11 protein-coding genes and 1 tRNA gene are annotated in these 17,657 nt (G+C 63.8%); 11 read left to right on the top strand and 1 reads right to left on the bottom strand.

Annotated features, from left to right (window positions below):
* Window positions 1-108 precede the first annotated feature (108 nt).
* From HH212_RS06700 to HH212_RS06650, 11 genes are all read left to right on the top strand, one after another.
* Window positions 109-184, top strand: a tRNA-Trp gene (locus HH212_RS06700).
* A gap of 37 nt (window positions 185-221) precedes the next feature.
* Window positions 222-611, top strand: coding sequence for a preprotein translocase subunit SecE (secE, locus tag HH212_RS06695; protein WP_169434703.1), 390 nt, complete (start codon window positions 222-224; stop codon window positions 609-611).
* Window positions 611-1,222 carry a transcription termination/antitermination protein NusG gene (gene nusG / locus HH212_RS06690; protein WP_169434702.1) on the top strand — a complete coding sequence of 204 codons (612 nt, stop codon included), beginning with the start codon at window positions 611-613 and terminating at the stop codon, window positions 1,220-1,222. The genes secE and nusG overlap by 1 nt, the downstream gene beginning before the upstream one ends.
* Before the next feature lie 117 nt (window positions 1,223-1,339).
* Window positions 1,340-1,771: a 50S ribosomal protein L11 gene (gene rplK / locus HH212_RS06685; protein WP_169434701.1), complete on the top strand. Its 432-nt coding sequence runs from the start codon at window positions 1,340-1,342 to the stop codon at window positions 1,769-1,771.
* Between the two features lie 2 nt (window positions 1,772-1,773).
* A complete protein-coding gene (rplA, locus tag HH212_RS06680) occupies window positions 1,774-2,469 on the top strand; it encodes a 50S ribosomal protein L1 (protein WP_169434700.1) in 696 nt (231 codons plus the stop codon).
* Window positions 2,470-2,722: 253 nt separating this feature from the next.
* Window positions 2,723-3,250, top strand: a complete 528-nt coding sequence (gene rplJ, locus HH212_RS06675; protein WP_169434699.1) for a 50S ribosomal protein L10 — start codon at window positions 2,723-2,725, stop codon at window positions 3,248-3,250.
* A 56-nt stretch (window positions 3,251-3,306) separates the two neighbouring features.
* The gene (gene rplL / locus HH212_RS06670; RefSeq protein ID WP_036172099.1) at window positions 3,307-3,681 is read left to right on the top strand and encodes a 50S ribosomal protein L7/L12; all 375 of its coding nucleotides are present in this window, start codon (window positions 3,307-3,309) and stop codon (window positions 3,679-3,681) included.
* Window positions 3,682-3,982: 301 nt separating this feature from the next.
* Window positions 3,983-8,092: a DNA-directed RNA polymerase subunit beta gene (rpoB, locus tag HH212_RS06665; protein WP_169434698.1), complete on the top strand. Its 4,110-nt coding sequence runs from the start codon at window positions 3,983-3,985 to the stop codon at window positions 8,090-8,092.
* A 236-nt stretch (window positions 8,093-8,328) separates the two neighbouring features.
* Window positions 8,329-12,573 carry a DNA-directed RNA polymerase subunit beta' gene (rpoC, locus tag HH212_RS06660; protein WP_169434697.1) on the top strand — a complete coding sequence of 1,415 codons (4,245 nt, stop codon included), beginning with the start codon at window positions 8,329-8,331 and terminating at the stop codon, window positions 12,571-12,573.
* A gap of 145 nt (window positions 12,574-12,718) precedes the next feature.
* Window positions 12,719-13,279 carry a superoxide dismutase family protein gene (gene sodC / locus HH212_RS06655; protein ID WP_169434696.1) on the top strand — a complete coding sequence of 187 codons (561 nt, stop codon included), beginning with the start codon at window positions 12,719-12,721 and terminating at the stop codon, window positions 13,277-13,279.
* Window positions 13,280-13,599: 320 nt separating this feature from the next.
* Window positions 13,600-15,762 (top strand): hybrid sensor histidine kinase/response regulator, encoded by a 2,163-nt coding sequence (locus HH212_RS06650; RefSeq protein WP_169434695.1) that lies wholly within the window; start codon window positions 13,600-13,602, stop codon window positions 15,760-15,762.
* 186 nt (window positions 15,763-15,948) lie between these two features.
* Here the strand turns inward: HH212_RS06650 and HH212_RS06645 are convergent, their stop codons facing one another.
* Window positions 15,949-17,610, bottom strand: a complete 1,662-nt coding sequence (locus tag HH212_RS06645) for a M28 family peptidase (protein ID WP_169434694.1) — start codon at window positions 17,608-17,610, stop codon at window positions 15,949-15,951.
* Window positions 17,611-17,657: the final 47 nt, after the last annotated feature.

The raw sequence follows: 17,657 nt of genomic DNA, 5'->3' as shown, positions 1-17,657 counted from the left end.
GCCAAGGATGGGCCGCTCCGGGTGGAGCGATTCTGTTCTGCCCAACATCAAGTATTGCGCGAGGTGCACACCTGGCGTATAATGCTCGATTCAACTAGTAGTTGTTGTAGGGGAGTAGCTCAATTGGCAGAGCGTCGGTCTCCAAAACCGAAGGTCGCGGGTTCGATTCCCTCCTCCCCTGCCATCGAATTCGGTGCCAGGCACCCGAAAGTAAAATAAGTATGTCTAATCAATCCGTGCAGACCGTCAGCACCTCGAACGACAAGTTCAAGGTCGCGCTGGCAGTGGTCGCCACGATTGCAGGCGTGGTCGGCTTTTTCATCCTGAAAAGCCAGAACAAACCAACACTGATGTGCGCAGGCGCACTCGTGGCTGGTTTGGTCATTGCCGTCCTGCTGCTGTGGAATTCCACGACCGGGCGTGACTTCCTGAGCTTCGCGAAAGAGTCGGTGCGCGAGACGAAGAAGGTTGTTTGGCCCACCCGCAAGGAAGCGACCCAGATCACCGCCGTGGTGTTCGTGTTCGTTCTGGTGATGGCAATTTTCCTGTGGGGCACGGATAAGATTCTCGAATTCCTGATGTACGACGTGATCCTGGGGTGGAAACAATAATGAGCGATAACGTACAAGATAACGTGCCGGGCGATGCTCCGGCACAAGACGCTGGTGCGCCCCTGAGTGTCCCGGTCAGCAACAAGCGCTGGTACGTCGTGCATGTCTACTCGGGCATGGAAAAGAGTGTGATGCGCGGCCTGACCGACCGCATCGAACGCGGCGGCATGCAAGAGCAGTTCGGCAAGATCCTGGTCCCGACCGAAGAAGTGGTCGAAGTCAAGAATGGCAGCAAATCGGTCACCGAGCGCCGTTTCTTCCCGGGTTATGTGCTGGTCGAGATGGAAATGACCGACGAGACCTGGCACCTCGTGAAGAACACGCCGAAAGTCACCGGTTTCATCGGCGGCAAGAGCAACAAGCCGACCCCGATCCCGGCGCGCGAGATCGACAAGATCATGCAGCAAGTCCAGGAAGGCGTCGAAAAGCCGCGTCCCAAGGTGCTGTACGAAGTGGGCGAGCAGGTGCGGATCAAGGAAGGCCCGTTCACCGACTTCAACGGCAGCGTCGAGGAAGTGAACTACGAAAAATCGAAGGTGCGTGTTTCAGTCACCATCTTCGGCCGCGCGACTCCGGTGGAACTGGAGTTCGGGCAGGTGGAAAAAGTCTAAAACGCCCGATCGGAGCGTCGCAGCAGCAAGGCGGAATCCGGCAAGAGGAGCCCCGCCGGGAGAGTGATGGCACTATCGGGCGGGGCGCTACCACTCAATCGAGATTAGGAGCCAGACATGGCAAAGAAAATCGTCGGTTTTATCAAGCTGCAAGTGGCGGCTGGTAAAGCAAATCCTTCCCCTCCGATCGGCCCGGCACTCGGCCAGCGCGGTCTGAACATCATGGAATTCTGCAAGGCGTTCAACGCCAAGACCCAGGGCATGGAACCGGGCATGCCGATTCCGGTGGTGATCACCGCCTTCGCGGACAAGTCCTTCACCTTCGAGATGAAGACCCCGCCGGCAACCTACCTGATCAAGAAGCTGGCTGGCGTGACCAAGGGTTCGCCGAAGCCGCATACCGACAAGGTCGGCACCCTGACCCGTGCCCAGGCTGAAGAAATCGCAAAAACCAAGCAGCCTGACCTGACCGCTGCCGACATGGATGCCGCCGTGCGCGTCATCGCCGGCTCGGCTCGTTCGATGGGCATCACCGTGGAGGGCATCTAATCATGGCCAAGCTGTCCAAGCGCGTCAAAGAAATGAAAGCCAAAGTGGACCGTAACAAGGTCTACGCCTTCGACAACGCCGTGTCGATCGTCAAGGAATTCGCCACCGCCAAGTTCAACGAGTCGATCGACGTCGCCGTGCAGCTGGGCGTGGATCCGAAGAAGTCGGACCAGGTCGTGCGCGGCTCCGTGGTGCTGCCGGCCGGTACCGGCAAGACCGTGCGCGTCGCCGTGTTCGCCCAGGGCGACAAGGCCGAGCAGGCGAAAGCCGCCGGCGCCGACATCGTCGGCATGGAAGACCTGGCAGAGCGCGTCAAGGCCGGCGACATGCCGTTCGACATCGTGATCGCTTCGCCGGACACCATGCGTATCGTCGGTACCCTGGGCCAGATCCTGGGCCCGCGCGGCCTGATGCCGAACCCGAAGGTCGGCACCGTGACCCCGGACGTGGCTGGCGCCGTCAAGAACGCCAAGGCCGGTCAGGTCCAGTACCGCACCGACAAGGCCGGTATCGTGCACGCCACCATCGGCCGCAAGTCGTTCTCGGACGAACAGCTCAAGACCAACCTGGTCGCGCTGATCGACGCCCTGAACAAGGCCAAACCGGCCACCTCGAAGGGCGTGTACCTGCGCAAGGTCGCTCTGTCGTCGACCATGGGCGCCGGCGTCCGCGTCGACCAGGGTACCCTGGCTGCTTGATGTAATTAAAGTCCCTGTTTTATAGCAGGGCAGATCTTTGGGCTGGCAGCCTCGGCTGCCAGGCAATCAAAGACCGTTGGGCCGAGTGCAGAGGTTGGGCACGAGGTTAATAGATCACACCCAACGCAGATGGCGAACCCGCACAAGTTTTGTAGTCGATGCTGCGTAGTTTAATCAGTTGACTTCTTGACTTCGGACGCCGTGTTCGAACCGATGTGGAGGATTTCCTTCCCATCATTTAAGGAGATTGACCGTGGGTCTTAATCTGAATGACAAAAAGGTCGTCGTCGAAGAAGTTTCCGCAAAAGTAGCAACTGCGCAAACCATCGTCGTCGCCGAGTACCGTGGCATCCAGGTTAGTAACTTGACGAAACTCCGTGCAACCGCTCGTTCGCAGGGCGTCTACCTGCGTGTTCTGAAGAACACGCTGGCACGTCGCGCTGTGGAAGGCACCCAGTTCGCGCCGCTGGCCGACACCATGGTTGGTCCGCTGATCTACTCGATCTCGGACGACGCCGTGGCTGCCGCCAAAGTGATCGCCGACTTCGCCAAGACCAACGACAAGTTGGTGGTGAAGGGTGGTAACTACGCAGGCAAGAACCTGGATGTCGCCGGCGTTACCGCCCTGGCAAGCATCCCGAGCCGCGAAGTCCTCATCGCCCAGCTGCTGGGTGTCATGCAGGCGCCGGTTTCCGGCTTTGCACGTGTTCTGGCTGCAGTCGCAGCACAAAAAGGCGAAGGTTCGGCAGCTCCGGCTGAAGAAACCGCCGCAGCTGAATAAGCTGCAGCCTTTTTTTTCAAGAACTAATCTACATATACAAATATCTGGAGTTTCAAATGGCAATTAGCAAAGAAGAGTTCCTGGACGCAGTTGGCGCAATGTCGGTCATGGAACTGAACGACCTGGTCAAGGCATTCGAAGAAAAGTTCGGCGTGTCGGCAGCTGCAATGTCGGCACCGGCAGCCGGTGGCGGCGCTGCCGCTCCGGCCGCTGAAGAGCAGACCGAGTTCAACGTGGTCCTGACCGAAGTCGGCGCCAACAAGGTCGGCGTCATCAAGGCCGTCCGCGAAATCACCGGCCTGGGCCTGAAGGAAGCCAAAGACGTCGTCGACGGCGCACCGAAGACCGTCAAGGAAGCCCTGCCGAAAGCCGACGCAGAAGCTGCCAAGAAGAAGCTGGAAGACGCTGGCGCCAAGGCCGAGCTCAAGTAATACATATGCAACGGGCGCCGGCAACGGTGCTCCGCGCCGGAGTCAAAGCTTGCAAATCCCCGCCGCAGGGTGGGGTATGCGGCTTTGGCTCTTTTGTCGTCCCTGCAACACAATCGGCACCATCCCTGCAGCAGTAGCCGCAGTCGCAGTACAGCACGCAGTACGGCTTTATCGTAACACAGCAATATCATTTGTTCTTTTCACATCGTCGGAGAGCGGCGAGTGTTGAGGCCTTGCATGTGGTGGCGGTACCACTAGCAATCCCTGAATTCTCATCCTTTCTGTCACTCACGGAGTGTCCATGCACTACTCATTTACTGAGAAGAAGCGCATTCGCAAGTCCTTCGCGAAGCGCGCCAACGTTCACAACGTTCCCTATCTCCTGGCCACTCAGCTCGAGTCCTACGAGAACTTCCTGCAGGCGGACGCGGGTCCCACCGTCCGCAAGAACGAAGGCCTGCAATCCGCTTTCTCCTCGATTTTCCCGATCGTGTCGCACAATGGCTTTGCGCGCCTCGAGTTCCTCTCGTACGTGCTGGGCGACCCCGCGTTTGACGTCAAGGAATGCCAACTGCGCGGCCTGACCTTCGCGTCGCCGCTGCGCGCCAAGGTGCGCCTGGTGATCCTGGACAAGGAATCGCCGACCAAGCCGGTCGTCAAGGAAATGAAAGAGCAGGAAGTGTACATGGGCGAACTGCCGCTCATGACCGCCAACGGCTCGTTCGTCATCAACGGCACCGAGCGCGTGATCGTGTCCCAGCTGCACCGTTCGCCGGGCGTGTTCTTCGAGCACGACCGCGGCAAGACGCACTCGTCGGGCAAGCTGCTGTTCTCGGCACGTATCATTCCTTACCGCGGCTCGTGGCTGGACTTCGAGTTCGACCCGAAGGACGTGCTGTTCTTCCGCGTCGACCGCCGCCGCAAGATGCCGGTGACGATCTTGCTGAAGGCCATCGGCATGACGCCGGAACAGATCCTGGCGAACTTCTTTGTGTTCGACAATTTCAACCTGCGCAACGAAGGCGCGGAACTGGAATTCGTGGCCGAGCGCCTGCGCGGCGAAGTCGCGCGCTTCGACATCGTCGATCCGAAGTCGGGCAAGACCATCGTCACCAAGGACAAGCGCGTCAACGCCAAGAACGTGCGTGACATCGAAAGCGCCGGCATCACCTATATTTCGGTACCGGAAGACTACCTGGTCGGCCGCGTGCTGGCCACCAACGTGGTCGATACCGACACCGGCGAGATCATCGCCAACGCCAACGACGAGCTGACCGACGAGCTGCTGGGCAAGCTGCGCGATGCCAGCATCGACGCCATCCAGACCCTGTACACCAACGACCTGGACCAGGGCGCCTATATCTCGCAGACCCTGCGCACCGACGACACCGCCGACCAGACCGCCGCGCGCGTGGCGATCTACCGCATGATGCGTCCTGGCGAGCCGCCGACCGAAGAGTCGGTGGAAGCGCTGTTCAACGGCCTGTTCTACATGCCGGAACGCTACGACCTGTCGGCAGTCGGCCGCATGAAGTTCAACCGCCGCATCGGCCGTGACGAACTGACCGGCGACATGACCCTGTCGAACGAAGACATCCTGGCCGTGATCAAGATCCTGGTCGAGCTGCGCAATGGCCGCGGCGAAGTCGACGACATCGACCACCTGGGCAACCGCCGCGTGCGTTGCGTGGGCGAACTGGCCGAAAACCAGTTCCGCGCCGGCCTGGTGCGCGTCGAGCGCGCTGTCAAGGAACGCCTGGGCCAGGCCGAAGCCGACAACCTGATGCCGCACGATTTGATCAATTCGAAGCCGATCTCGGCAGCGATCCGCGAATTCTTCGGTTCGTCGCAGCTGTCGCAGTTCATGGACCAGACCAACCCGCTGTCGGAAATCACCCACAAGCGCCGTGTTTCGGCCCTGGGCCCGGGCGGCCTGACGCGCGAACGCGCCGGCTTCGAAGTCCGTGACGTGCACCCGACCCACTACGGCCGCGTGTGCCCGATCGAAACGCCGGAAGGCCCGAACATCGGCCTGATCAACTCGCTGGCACTGTATGCCCGCCTGAACGAATACGGCTTCCTGGAAACCCCGTACCGCAAGGTCGACGATTCCAAGGTCACCGACAAGATCGAATACCTCTCGGCGATCGAAGAGGGCCGCTACATCATCGCCCAGGCGAACGCGACCATCAACGCGGAAGGCCAGCTGAGCGACGAACTGGTGTCGGCGCGCGAAGCCGGCGAAACGATCCTGGTATCGCCGGAGCGCATCCAGTACATGGACGTGGCCCCGGGCCAGGTGGTGTCGGTGGCAGCGTCGCTGATCCCGTTCCTCGAGCACGACGACGCGAACCGTGCACTGATGGGCGCCAACATGCAGCGCCAGGCGGTGCCTTGCCTGCGTCCGGAAAAAGCCTTCGTCGGTACCGGCATCGAGCGCACCGTCGCGGTCGACTCGGGCACCACCGTGCAAGCTACCCGTGGCGGCCTGGTCGACTACGTCGATGCCGGCCGTGTGGTGATCCGTGTCAACGACGACGAGGCGCAAGCCGGTGAAGTCGGCGTCGACATCTACAACCTGATCAAGTACACCCGTTCCAACCAGAACACCAACATCAACCAGCGTCCGATCGTGCAGGTGGGCGACCGCGTCGCACGCGGCGACGTCATCGCCGACGGCGCATCGACCGACCTGGGCGAACTGGCCCTGGGCCAGAACATGCTGGTGGCGTTCATGCCGTGGAACGGCTTGAACTTCGAGGACTCGATCCTCATCTCGGAAAATGTCGTCAAGGACGACCGCTATACCTCGATCCACATCGAGGAACTGTCGGTGGTGGCACGCGACACCAAGCTGGGACCGGAAGAAATCACCCGCGACATCTCGAACCTGGCGGAAAACCAGCTGGCGCGCCTGGACGAGTCGGGCATCGTCTACATCGGCGCCGAAGTGCAGGCCGGCGACGTGCTGGTCGGTAAGGTCACCCCGAAGGGCGAAACCCAGCTGACTCCGGAAGAGAAGCTGCTGCGCGCGATCTTCGGCGAAAAAGCCTCGGACGTGAAAGACACCTCGCTGCGCGTGCCGTCGGGCATGGTCGGTACCGTGATCGACGTGCAAGTGTTCACCCGCGAAGGCATCGTGCGCGACAAGCGCGCCCAGCAGATCATCGACGACGAGCTGAAGCGCTTCCGCCTGGACCTGAACGACCAGCTGCGCATCGTCGAAGGCGACGCGTTCCAGCGCCTGGAGCGTCTGCTGGTCGGTAAAGTCGTCAACGGCGGTCCGAAGAAGCTGTCGAAGGGCGCCGCGATCACCGCCGAGTACCTGGCCGACCTGGACAAGTTCCACTGGTTCGACATCCGCCCGGCCGACGACGAGACCGCCAACGCGCTGGAAGGCATGAAGGAGTCGATCAACGAGAAGCGCCACCAGTTCGACCTGGCCTTCGAAGAGAAGCGCAAGAAGCTGACGCAGGGCGACGAGCTGCAGCCGGGCGTGCAGAAGATGGTCAAGGTCTACCTGGCCGTCAAGCGCCGCCTGCAGTCGGGCGACAAGATGGCGGGCCGCCACGGCAACAAGGGTGTGGTCTCGCGTATCGTGCCGGTGGAAGACATGCCGTTCATGGCCGACGGTACCCCGGCCGACGTGGTGCTGAACCCGCTGGGCGTGCCGTCGCGTATGAACGTCGGTCAGATCCTGGAAACCCACCTGGGTTGGGCAGCGAAGGGCCTGGGCCTGCGCCTGGGCGAGATGATCAAGGCCAAGGCCGAGACCGAACAGCTGCGCGCCTTCCTGGGCAAGATCTACAACGAGACCGGCAAGAAGGAAGACCTGGACAACTTCAGCGACGAGGAAATCGTCTCGCTGGCGAACAACCTCAAGAACGGCGTGCCGTTCGCGACCCCGGTGTTCGACGGTGCGCACGAGCAGGAAATCCGCCGCATGCTGGACCTGGCCTTCCCCGACCCGATCGCGACCCACCTGGGCATGACCCCGTCGAAGAACCAGGTGACCATGCACGACGGCCGCACCGGCGAAGCCTTCGAGCGCAAGGTCACGGTAGGCTACATGCACATGCTGAAGCTGCACCACCTGGTCGACGACAAGATGCACGCGCGTTCGACCGGCCCGTACTCGCTGGTGACGCAGCAGCCGCTGGGCGGTAAAGCCCAGTTCGGCGGCCAGCGCTTCGGTGAGATGGAGGTGTGGGCACTTGAAGCCTACGGCGCGTCCTACGTGCTGCAGGAAATGCTGACCGTGAAGTCGGACGACGTGAATGGCCGTACCAAGGTGTACGAGAACCTGGTCAAGGGCGACCACGTGATCGACGCCGGCATGCCGGAATCGTTCAACGTGCTGGTCAAGGAAATCCGTTCGCTGGGTATCGATATCGACCTCGAGCGCAGCTAAGACGGCAAATCGGTAAAATGGCAGGACCGCCGGCCTTCGGGCCGGTCCGTGACCTCGACGACGTCGCTCCCGCGCAGGCGGGAGCCCAATTTCGGTGGAATCGCCGAAACACCTGGATCCCCGCCTGCGCGGGGATGACGTTTTTCTAGGGATACGGTTCAGCAAGCACCGGCGAAAATCGGTGAGAAGCCGGCGGCGGTAGTAGAAATAAAGAATTCAATCACCCGGAGTGATAAATGAAAGCACTGCTCGATCTATTCAAGCAAGTTCAGCAAAACGAGAGCTTCGACGCCATCAAGATCGGCCTGGCGTCGCCCGAAAAAATCCGTTCGTGGTCGTTCGGCGAAGTCAAGAAGCCGGAAACCATCAACTACCGCACCTTCAAGCCGGAGCGTGACGGCCTGTTCTGCGCCAAGATCTTCGGTCCGATCAAGGACTACGAATGCCTGTGCGGCAAGTACAAGCGCCTGAAGCACCGCGGCGTGATCTGCGAAAAGTGCGGCGTCGAAGTCACGCTGGCCAAGGTGCGCCGCGAGCGCATGGGCCACATCGAGCTGGCCTCGCCGGTCGCCCACATCTGGTTCCTGAAGTCGCTGCCGTCGCGCCTGGGCATGGTCCTGGACATGACCCTGCGCGACATCGAGCGCGTGCTGTACTTTGAAGCGTACGTGGTCACCGACCCGGGCATGACCCCGCTCAAGAAGTCGCAGATCATGTCGGAAGACGACTACGCCGCCAAGTACGAAGAGTACGGCGACGACTTCACCGCCTTCATGGGCGCCGAGGGCATCCGTGAACTGCTGCGCTCGATCGACATCGACCGCGAAGCCGAAGCCCTGCGCGTCGAGCTGAAGGAATCGAAGTCGGAAGCCAAGATCAAGAAGTACGCCAAGCGCCTGAAGGTGCTGGAGGCGTTCCAGCGCTCGGGCATCAAGCCGGACTGGATGATCATGGAAGTGCTGCCGGTGCTGCCGCCGGAACTGCGTCCGCTGGTCCCGCTGGACGGCGGCCGTTTCGCCACGTCCGACCTGAACGACCTGTACCGCCGCGTCATCAACCGTAACAACCGCCTGAAGCGCCTGATGGAACTGCGCGCGCCGGAAATCATCACGCGCAACGAAAAGCGCATGCTGCAGGAAGCGGTCGACTCGCTGCTGGACAACGGCCGTCGCGGCAAGGCGATGACCGGCGCCAACAAGCGTCCGCTGAAGTCGCTGGCTGAGATGATCAAGGGTAAAGGCGGTCGTTTCCGCCAGAACCTGCTGGGCAAGCGCGTCGACTACTCGGGCCGTTCGGTCATCGTGGTCGGTCCGCAGCTGAAACTGCACCAGTGCGGCTTGCCGAAGCTGATGGCCCTGGAACTGTTCAAGCCGTTCATCTTCAACAAGCTGGAACTGATGGGTCTGGCTACCACCATTAAGGCGGCCAAGAAACTGGTCGAGCAGCAGGAACCGGTGGTCTGGGACATCCTGGAAGAAGTCATCAAGGAACACCCGGTCATGCTGAACCGTGCACCGACCCTGCACCGTCTCGGTATCCAGGCGTTCGAGCCGGTCCTGATCGAGGGCAAGGCGATCCAGCTGCACCCGCTGGTGTGCGCGGCGTTCAACGCCGACTTCGACGGCGACCAGATGGCCGTCCACGTGCCGCTGTCGATCGAAGCGCAGATGGAAGCCCGCACCCTGATGCTGGCATCGAACAACATCCTGTTCCCGTCGAACGGCGAACCGTCGATCGTGCCGTCCCAGGATATCGTGCTGGGCCTGTACTACGCATCGCGCGAGGCGATCAACGCCAAGGGCGAGGGCATGCTGTTCCCGGACGTGTCGGAAGTCATCCGCGCGTACGACAACAAGGAAGTCGAGCTGGCGACCCGCATCACCGTGCGTATCGTCGAGCATCCGAAGAACGAACAAGGCGGCTTCGACCGCACCGTGACGCGCTACGAGACCACCGTCGGCCGTGCGATCCTGTCCGAGATCCTGCCGAAAGGCTTGCCGTTCTCGGTGCTGAACCGCTCGCTGAAGAAGAAGGAAATCTCGAAGCTGATCAACACGTCGTTCCGCAAGTGCGGCCTGCGTGCGACCGTCGTGTTCGCGGATAAACTGATGCAGTCGGGCTTCCGCCTGGCGACCCGCGCCGGCATCTCGATCGCCGTGGACGACATGCTGATCCCGGACGTCAAGAAGACCATGATCGCGACCGCCGAAGCGGAAGTGAAGCAGATCGAGCAGCAGTACTCCTCGGGCCTGGTCACCGCCGGCGAGCGCTACAACAAGGTCGTCGACATCTGGGGCAAGACCTCGGACGAAGTCGGCAAGGCGATGATGGACCAGCTGAAAGTCGAGCCGGTCACCAAGCGCGACGGCACGCAAGGCACCCAGGAATCGTTCAACGCGATTTACATGATGGCCGACTCGGGCGCGCGCGGTTCGGCCGCCCAGATCCGCCAGCTGGCCGGTATGCGCGGCCTGATGGCCAAGCCGGACGGCTCGATCATCGAAACGCCGATCACCGCGAACTTCCGCGAAGGCCTGAACGTGTTGCAGTACTTCATCTCGACGCACGGCGCCCGTAAGGGTCTGGCCGACACCGCGCTGAAGACCGCGAACTCGGGTTACCTGACCCGCCGCCTGGTCGACGTGACCCAGGACCTGGTGGTGACCGAAGACGATTGCGGCACCAGCAACGGTACCCACATGAAGGCGATGGTCGAGGGTGGCGAAGTCATCGAGCCGCTGCGCGACCGTATCCTGGGCCGCGTGGCCGGCACCGACATCGTCAATCCGGAAACGCAGGAGACCCTGTACGAAGCCGGCACGCTGCTGGACGAAGACATGGTCGAGGAAATCGAGCGCGTCGGCATCGACGAGGTGAAGGTACGTACCCCGCTGAACTGTGACACCCGCTACGGCCTGTGCGCCAAGTGCTACGGCCGCGACCTGGGCCGCGGCATGCTGGTCAACAGCGGCGAGGCGGTCGGTGTGGTGGCGGCGCAGTCGATCGGCGAGCCGGGCACCCAGCTGACCATGCGTACCTTCCACATCGGTGGTGCGGCGTCGCGTGCGGCGGTGGCCTCGTCGGTGGAAGCCAAGTCGAACGGCACGGTGCGCTTTACCGCGACCATGCGTTACGTGACCAACGGCAAGGGCGCGCAGATCGTGATCTCGCGTTCGGGCGAAGTGCTGATCACCGACGACCACGGCCGCGAGCGCGAGCGCCATAAGGTGCCGTACGGCGCGACCCTGATCGTCAAGGATGGCATGTCGGTCAAGGCCGGCACCGCCCTGGCGACCTGGGACCCGCTGACCCGTCCGATCATCACCGAATACGGCGGCACCATCCGCTTCGAAAACGTGGAAGAGGGCGTGACCGTCGCTCGCCAGGTGGACGACGTGACCGGCCTGTCGACGCTGGTGGCGATCGATCCGAAGCGCCGCGGTTCGGGCAAGACCCTGCGTCCGCAGGTCAAGCTGCTGAACGAAGAGGGCCAGGAAGTCAAGATCGCCGGCACCGAGCACGCCGTGACGATCGGCTTCCAGGTCGGCGCGCTGATCATGGTCAAGGACGGCCAGCAGGCATCGGTGGGTGAAGTGCTGGCACGTATCCCGACCGAATCGCAGAAGACCCGCGATATTACCGGCGGTCTGCCGCGCGTGGCCGAGCTGTTCGAAGCCCGTTCGCCGAAGGATGCCGGCATGCTGGCGGAAGTCACCGGTACGGTGGCGTTCGGCAAGGAGACCAAGGGTAAGCAGCGCCTGGAAATCACCGACATGGACGGCAACAAGCACGAGTTCCTGATCACCAAGGACAAGCAAGTGCTGGTGCACGACGGCCAGGTGGTGAACAAGGGCGAGATGATCGTGGACGGCCCGGCCGATCCGCAAGACATCCTGCGCCTGCTGGGCATTGAAGCGCTGGCCCGCTACATCGTCGACGAAGTGCAGGACGTGTACCGCTTGCAGGGCGTGAAGATCAACGACAAGCACATCGAGGTGATCGTGCGCCAGATGCTGCGCCGCGTGCAGATCGTCGACGCCGGCGACACCGACTACATCGTCGGCGAGCAGGTGGAGCGTTCGGAACTGCTGGAAGAGAACGACCGCATGAACGCCGTCGCGAAACTGCCGGCACAGTACGAAAACGTGCTGCTGGGTATTACCAAGGCATCGCTGTCGACCGACTCGTTCATCTCGGCCGCATCGTTCCAGGAAACCACCCGCGTGCTGACCGAAGCGGCGATCATGGGCAAGCGCGACGGCCTGCGCGGCCTGAAGGAAAACGTCATCGTCGGCCGCCTAATCCCGGGCGGCACCGGCCTGGCATTCCACCGCGCGCGCAAGGAAAAAGAGGCGTGGGAAGCGGAAGAGCGCCAGAACCTGCTGCAGCAGGAAAAGGCCAACATGGCTGCCGAACTGCAGGCGATGGAAGACCAGCAGCAGGCGGCGCATGCCGAGCAGCATCATGGCGATGGCGAGTAATCGCTGAAGCTCGTAGCCTGACCGGCTGACGAAAACGGCACCCTGCGGGGTGCCGTTTTTTTTGCCATCGCATCCCGTTCGCCCTCATCCGTTGTCATGTAATACACTGACCCGGCTTGACTATTCCACCCTGAAAGGAGATGCCATGAAACTCCGTACCACCGCCGCACTGCTCGCCTGCATCTGCGCCACCGCCGGCGCCTCGGCACAGACTGCCACGCAATCCACCACGCCCTCCACCGACAAGCTGCAAGCCCCGATGACCCTGGTCGACGCCAAGGGCACCGGTAAGATGATCGGCACGGTCACGATCACCGAATCGAAGACCGGCTTGGTGTTCACGCCATCGCTGCGCGACCTGCCGCCGGGTCCGCACGGTTTCCACGTGCATGAGACCGGCAATTGCGGCGCCAACGAAAAGGATGGCAAGCCGGTCGCGGCCGGCGCGGCCGGCGGCCACTACGATCCGCAAGCCACCAAGCACCACGGCTCGCCGACCGGTGACGGCCACCTGGGCGACCTGCCGCCGCTGATGGTGGCGGAAAATGGCGGCGCGGGCACGGCAGTGACGGCGCCGCGCATGACCAAGCTGGCCGACGTGAAGGGCAAGGCGCTGATGGTGCATGCCGGCGGCGACAATTTCTCCGACAAGCCGGCGCCGCTCGGCGGTGGCGGGGCGCGCATCGCCTGCGGCATCATCCAGTAAGCGCCGCTGCCGGCGCGTCCAGGCCGGTCGAGCGGCAGCCGCGGCGGCTGAATGAATGCCGTGGCTGCCGCTTGTCCTCAGGCAATGCGCTGCCTGCATGGCATGCGATCCATACCCCGATTCCTGCGATCGGGGTGGTTGTTTTTGCCACATCGTGTGTAATGACGGCAAGATATTTCCGTTTGATCATAATGAGGTGCGCTATCATGTGTAGTTGAACAACCATTGTTCAACTTCCACACGACACCATGCCCTGGCCCTTCGATCTCCCTGCGCTTGATGCCGCATCGATGCCGCCCGCGGGCGACATGGAACGGCGGATGCGCTCGCATCCATGGGAGACCACCGGCCTCGGACCCGTCCAGGACTGGCCGCACGGCCTGAAAGCGGCGCTGCGCCTGCTGCTCGATTGCCGCATGCCGATGCTGCTGCTGTGGGGGCGGGAATACACCCAGTTGTTCAACGATGCCTTCGTGCCGATCCTGGGCGACAAGCAGGAGCGCGCGCTCGGTGCCGGCCTGTGCGCCACCGCGAACGGCATCTGGCGCCAGGTCGAACCGCTGTTGACGCAGGTATGGGACGGCGAATCGATCCGGCGCGACGACATGGCCCTGGTGATCGACCGCCACGGCGCCAACGAGACCGGCTATTTCTCCTTTTCGCACAGCCCGCTGTACGACGATGCCGGCCGGGTCGGCGGCATCCTGGTGACACTGGTCGAGACCACGGAAAAGGTGCGCGCCGAGCAGGCGCTGCGCGAGGAAACGCGGGTGCTGGAACGCATGAAGCGCGCCTGCGAACCGCTGGCCTCGACGCTCGAGCTGGACCAGCTCTTGGGTCGCGTCAGCGACGCCGCCACCGAACTGGCCGGCGCCGAATTCGGCGCCTTTTTTTACAACGGCAAGGACGACGACGGCGACGACTACCTGCTGTACATGCTGTCCGGCGCGCCGCGCGAGGCCTTCGCCGACCTCGACCAGCCGCGCATGAGCGCATTGTTCGCGTCCCTGTTCGCCGGCGGGGCGCCGGTGCGCAGCAGCGACATCGGCTGCGACGCGCGCTTCGCCGGCACCGCGCTGCGCCGCGGCCTGCCGCTGCAGCACGCGCCCCTGCATCGTCTACGGTTCGGGCACCTGCCGGTGCGCAGCTGCCTGGCGGCGCCGGTGGTATCGCGTTCGGGCGAGGTGATCGGCGGACTGCTGTTCGGCCACGCGCAGCCGGCCATGTTCGGCGCGCGCACCGAGGAGCTGGTCGGCGCCTTTGCCGTGCAGGCCGCGATCGCCATCGACAACGCGCGCCTGTACGACATCGCCCAGCGCGCGGTGCACGAGCGCGAACAGATCCTGTCGAGCGAACGCGCCGCGCGCGCCGAGGCCGAGCGCCACAACAAGATGAAGGACGAGTTCCTGGCCATGCTGGCGCACGAGCTGCGCAACCCGCTGGCGCCGATCACCAGCGCGGCCCAGTTGCTGCGCCTGCCGGAGCTGAACGAGTCCTTGCGCGTCAAGGCCAGCAACATCATCTCGCGCCAGGTGCGCCACATGACGGAACTGGTCGACGACCTGCTCGACGTGTCGCGCGTGACGCGCGGCCTGGTGAAACTGGACAGCGAGATCCTCGACCTGAACAAGATCGCCATCGCCGCGATGGAACAGGCGCGCCCGCACCTGGAGGAGCGCCGCCACACGCTGTCGGTGGCGCTGGCGCCTAGCCCGGTGCCGGTCGAGGGTGACCGCACGCGCCTGGTGCAGGTGCTGGTCAACCTGCTCAACAATTCGGCCAAGTACACCCCGGCCGGTGGCCAGGTGTCGCTCAGCCTGACCTGCGACGGCGCCATGGCGGCGCTGGCGGTGCGCGACAACGGCAGCGGCATCGACCCGCACCTGCTGCCGCACGTGTTCGACCTGTTCACCCAGGCCGAGCGCACGCCGGACCGCTCGCAGGGCGGCCTCGGCATCGGGCTGGCGCTGGTCAAAAGCATCGTGCGCATGCACAAGGGGCAGGTAACGGCGCACAGCGACGGCGCGCGCCAGGGCACGACGATGACGGTGGTGCTGCCGCTGGCGGATGCCGAGGTGGGACAGGTGGCGCGTTCGGGCGAGGGCGCCGGTGGTGTGCGGCCGCTGGTCGTCACCGTCGTCGACGACAATGCCGATGCCGGCCAGTCGCTGGCGGTGCTGCTGCGCGCGCACGGGCACACCGTGCACGTGTACGAGGACGGGGCGTCGACGCTGGCGGCGGTCGACGGCGGTACGCAAGTGTTCATCCTCGACATCGGCCTGCCCGACATGACCGGCTACGAACTGGCGCGCCGCCTGCACCGCCAGCCGGCGCATGCGAACGCGGTGCTGGTGGCGCTGACCGGCTACGGCCAGCCGCGCGACCGCGAGTTGTCGCGCCAGGCGGGGTTCGGGTATCACCTGGTCAAGCCGGTGGAGATCGGCAAGCTGACGCAGATCCTGGAAGAGGTGAGGCAGGAATAGACGTCGAAAAGCCGTCGTCCCCGCGAAGGCGGGGACCCATACGCAGCATCAGGATTCGATACATGGGAAGCAGCTCGAACGCTTCAAATACCGACTTCGGACACTCGGCATGGGGTAAAGAATGCCAGTGGCATTCTTTACCCTGCGCGGGGGCGCCGGTGCTTGCGTATCAGGCGATGAACAAATTTATTTCGCTGCGCGTACCTTGCCGAACTGGTCGCCCGCCTTCCATGCCGGCATCGCCGGCGCATCCGCCACCATGCGGCCCAGGTTCAGCGTGAACTGCGCCTGCTGCACCATCCCGGCCAGGTCCCAGCTCGGGTCGTATTCGTCGCTGACCTGGTGATAGCGGTCGTTGTAGGCGCGCGCCTTGGCGTCGTTGGCGGCTTTATCCTTGGCCCAATCGTGGCCGCCCTCGATCGAGAACGCCGGCACGCCGGCCTTGGCGAAGCTGAAGTGGTCGCTGCGGAAGTAGCCGCCGGAGAGGTCCGGGCGCATCGGCGCCACCGCCAGGTGCATCGCTTGCGCGGTGGTGGCGGCCATCGCGCCCAGGCCGGTGCGCTCGCTGCCCTGTACGCCGATGTCGCGCGCGGCGGCGACGAAGTTCAGGCTGTCCAGGTTCAGCGCGGCCGCCGTCTTGTCCAGCGGCCACAGCGGTTTCGCCGCGTAGGCCGCGCTGCCCAGCAAGCCCTGCTCCTCGGCCGCCACCCACAGGAACAACTGGCTGCGCTTGGCCGGATGGCGCACCGCTTCCTGCGCCATCGCCAGCAGGCCGGCGCTGCCGGAGGCGTTGTCGACGGCGCCGTTGAAGATCGTATCGCCGCCCTTGCCGCCATCGTCCTGCTTGCCGAGGTGGTCCCAGTGCGCGCTGTAGATCACCGCTTCGTCCTTCAGTGCCGGGTCGGTGCCGGGCACCACGCCGGCCACGTTGAATTGCTCGATGGCGCGCACCGCGGCGCGGGTCTGCCCTTTTACGCGCGCATTCAGCGCCACGGGTTTGAACGACTTGTCCTCGGCGGCGGCGCGCAGGCGATCGAGGTCCTGGCCGCCGGCGGCGAACAGGGCGCGCGCGCTGGCCTCGGTCATCCAGCCCTGCATGCCGGTGCCGAGGTCGGCGTCGGCCAATTGAAAACGCTCGGCGGTCCAGCTGTTGTAGACCACGCTCCAGCCGTACGAGGCCGAGGCGTCGGTATGGACCAGCAGCACGCCGGCGGCGCCGCGGCGTGCGGCTTCCTCGAATTTGTAGGTCCAGCGGCCATAGTAGGTCAAGCCCTTGCCATTGAAACGGTTCGGCTCGGCCGCGGTCGGCATCGGGTCGTTGACCAGCATGACCAGCACCTTGCCCTTGACGTCGACACCCTTGTAGTCGTCCCAGCCGCCTTCTTCCGGCGCCGCGATGCCGTAGCCGACGAAGACCAGTTGCGCATCCATGTCGTGCACCGCTTGCGCATCGCCCGGCGCCCACACCCAGTCCTTGCCGAAGGCCAGCGGCAGTGCCTGGCCACCGGCGACCACGGCCACCGAGCTGTCCTGCGGCTGCGCCTTGACGCCGGCGATCTTGACGCTCTGGCGGTAGCTGCTGCCGTTGGCGGGACGCAGGCCGATCGCCAGCGCCTGGTTTTCCAGGTAGGCGACGGTGAGGTCGGCGCCGCGCTGGCCGGTGCCGCGGCCCTCGAACAGGTCGGACGACAGCATCGCCATGTGGGCGCGCAGCGGCGTCTCCTGGACGATGGCCTGGCCGGCATCGTGGGCGGAAGCGGAGCGAGGGGCGGCGCCGGTTGCGGCGGGCATGGCGGCGAAGGCCATCGCCAGGCTGGCGGCGATGGTCGAGGAAACGATCTTGTACATGGAGTCCTGCTGCGCTAGGGAGTAATCGGAAGCGGGCGGTGGCCGCC

Source organism: Massilia forsythiae (assembly GCF_012849555.1).
GTDB classification, from domain to species: Bacteria; Pseudomonadota; Gammaproteobacteria; order Burkholderiales; family Burkholderiaceae_D; genus Telluria; species Telluria forsythiae.
This window is presented reverse-complemented; position numbering and strand designations above follow the sequence as displayed.

Coding starts and splice junctions, on each gene's coding strand:
- secE (WP_169434703.1), top strand. CDS start 222: ATGTCTAATCAATCCGTGCAGACCGTCAGCACCTCGAACGACAAGTTC.
- nusG (WP_169434702.1), top strand. CDS start 611: ATGAGCGATAACGTACAAGATAACGTGCCGGGCGATGCTCCGGCACAA.
- rplK (WP_169434701.1), top strand. CDS start 1,340: ATGGCAAAGAAAATCGTCGGTTTTATCAAGCTGCAAGTGGCGGCTGGT.
- rplA (WP_169434700.1), top strand. CDS start 1,774: ATGGCCAAGCTGTCCAAGCGCGTCAAAGAAATGAAAGCCAAAGTGGAC.
- rplL (WP_036172099.1), top strand. CDS start 3,307: ATGGCAATTAGCAAAGAAGAGTTCCTGGACGCAGTTGGCGCAATGTCG.
- rpoB (WP_169434698.1), top strand. CDS start 3,983: ATGCACTACTCATTTACTGAGAAGAAGCGCATTCGCAAGTCCTTCGCG.
- rpoC (WP_169434697.1), top strand. CDS start 8,329: ATGAAAGCACTGCTCGATCTATTCAAGCAAGTTCAGCAAAACGAGAGC.
- sodC (WP_169434696.1), top strand. CDS start 12,719: ATGAAACTCCGTACCACCGCCGCACTGCTCGCCTGCATCTGCGCCACC.
- HH212_RS06650 (WP_169434695.1), top strand. CDS start 13,600: ATGCGCTCGCATCCATGGGAGACCACCGGCCTCGGACCCGTCCAGGAC.
- HH212_RS06645 (WP_169434694.1), bottom strand. CDS start 17,610: ATGTACAAGATCGTTTCCTCGACCATCGCCGCCAGCCTGGCGATGGCC.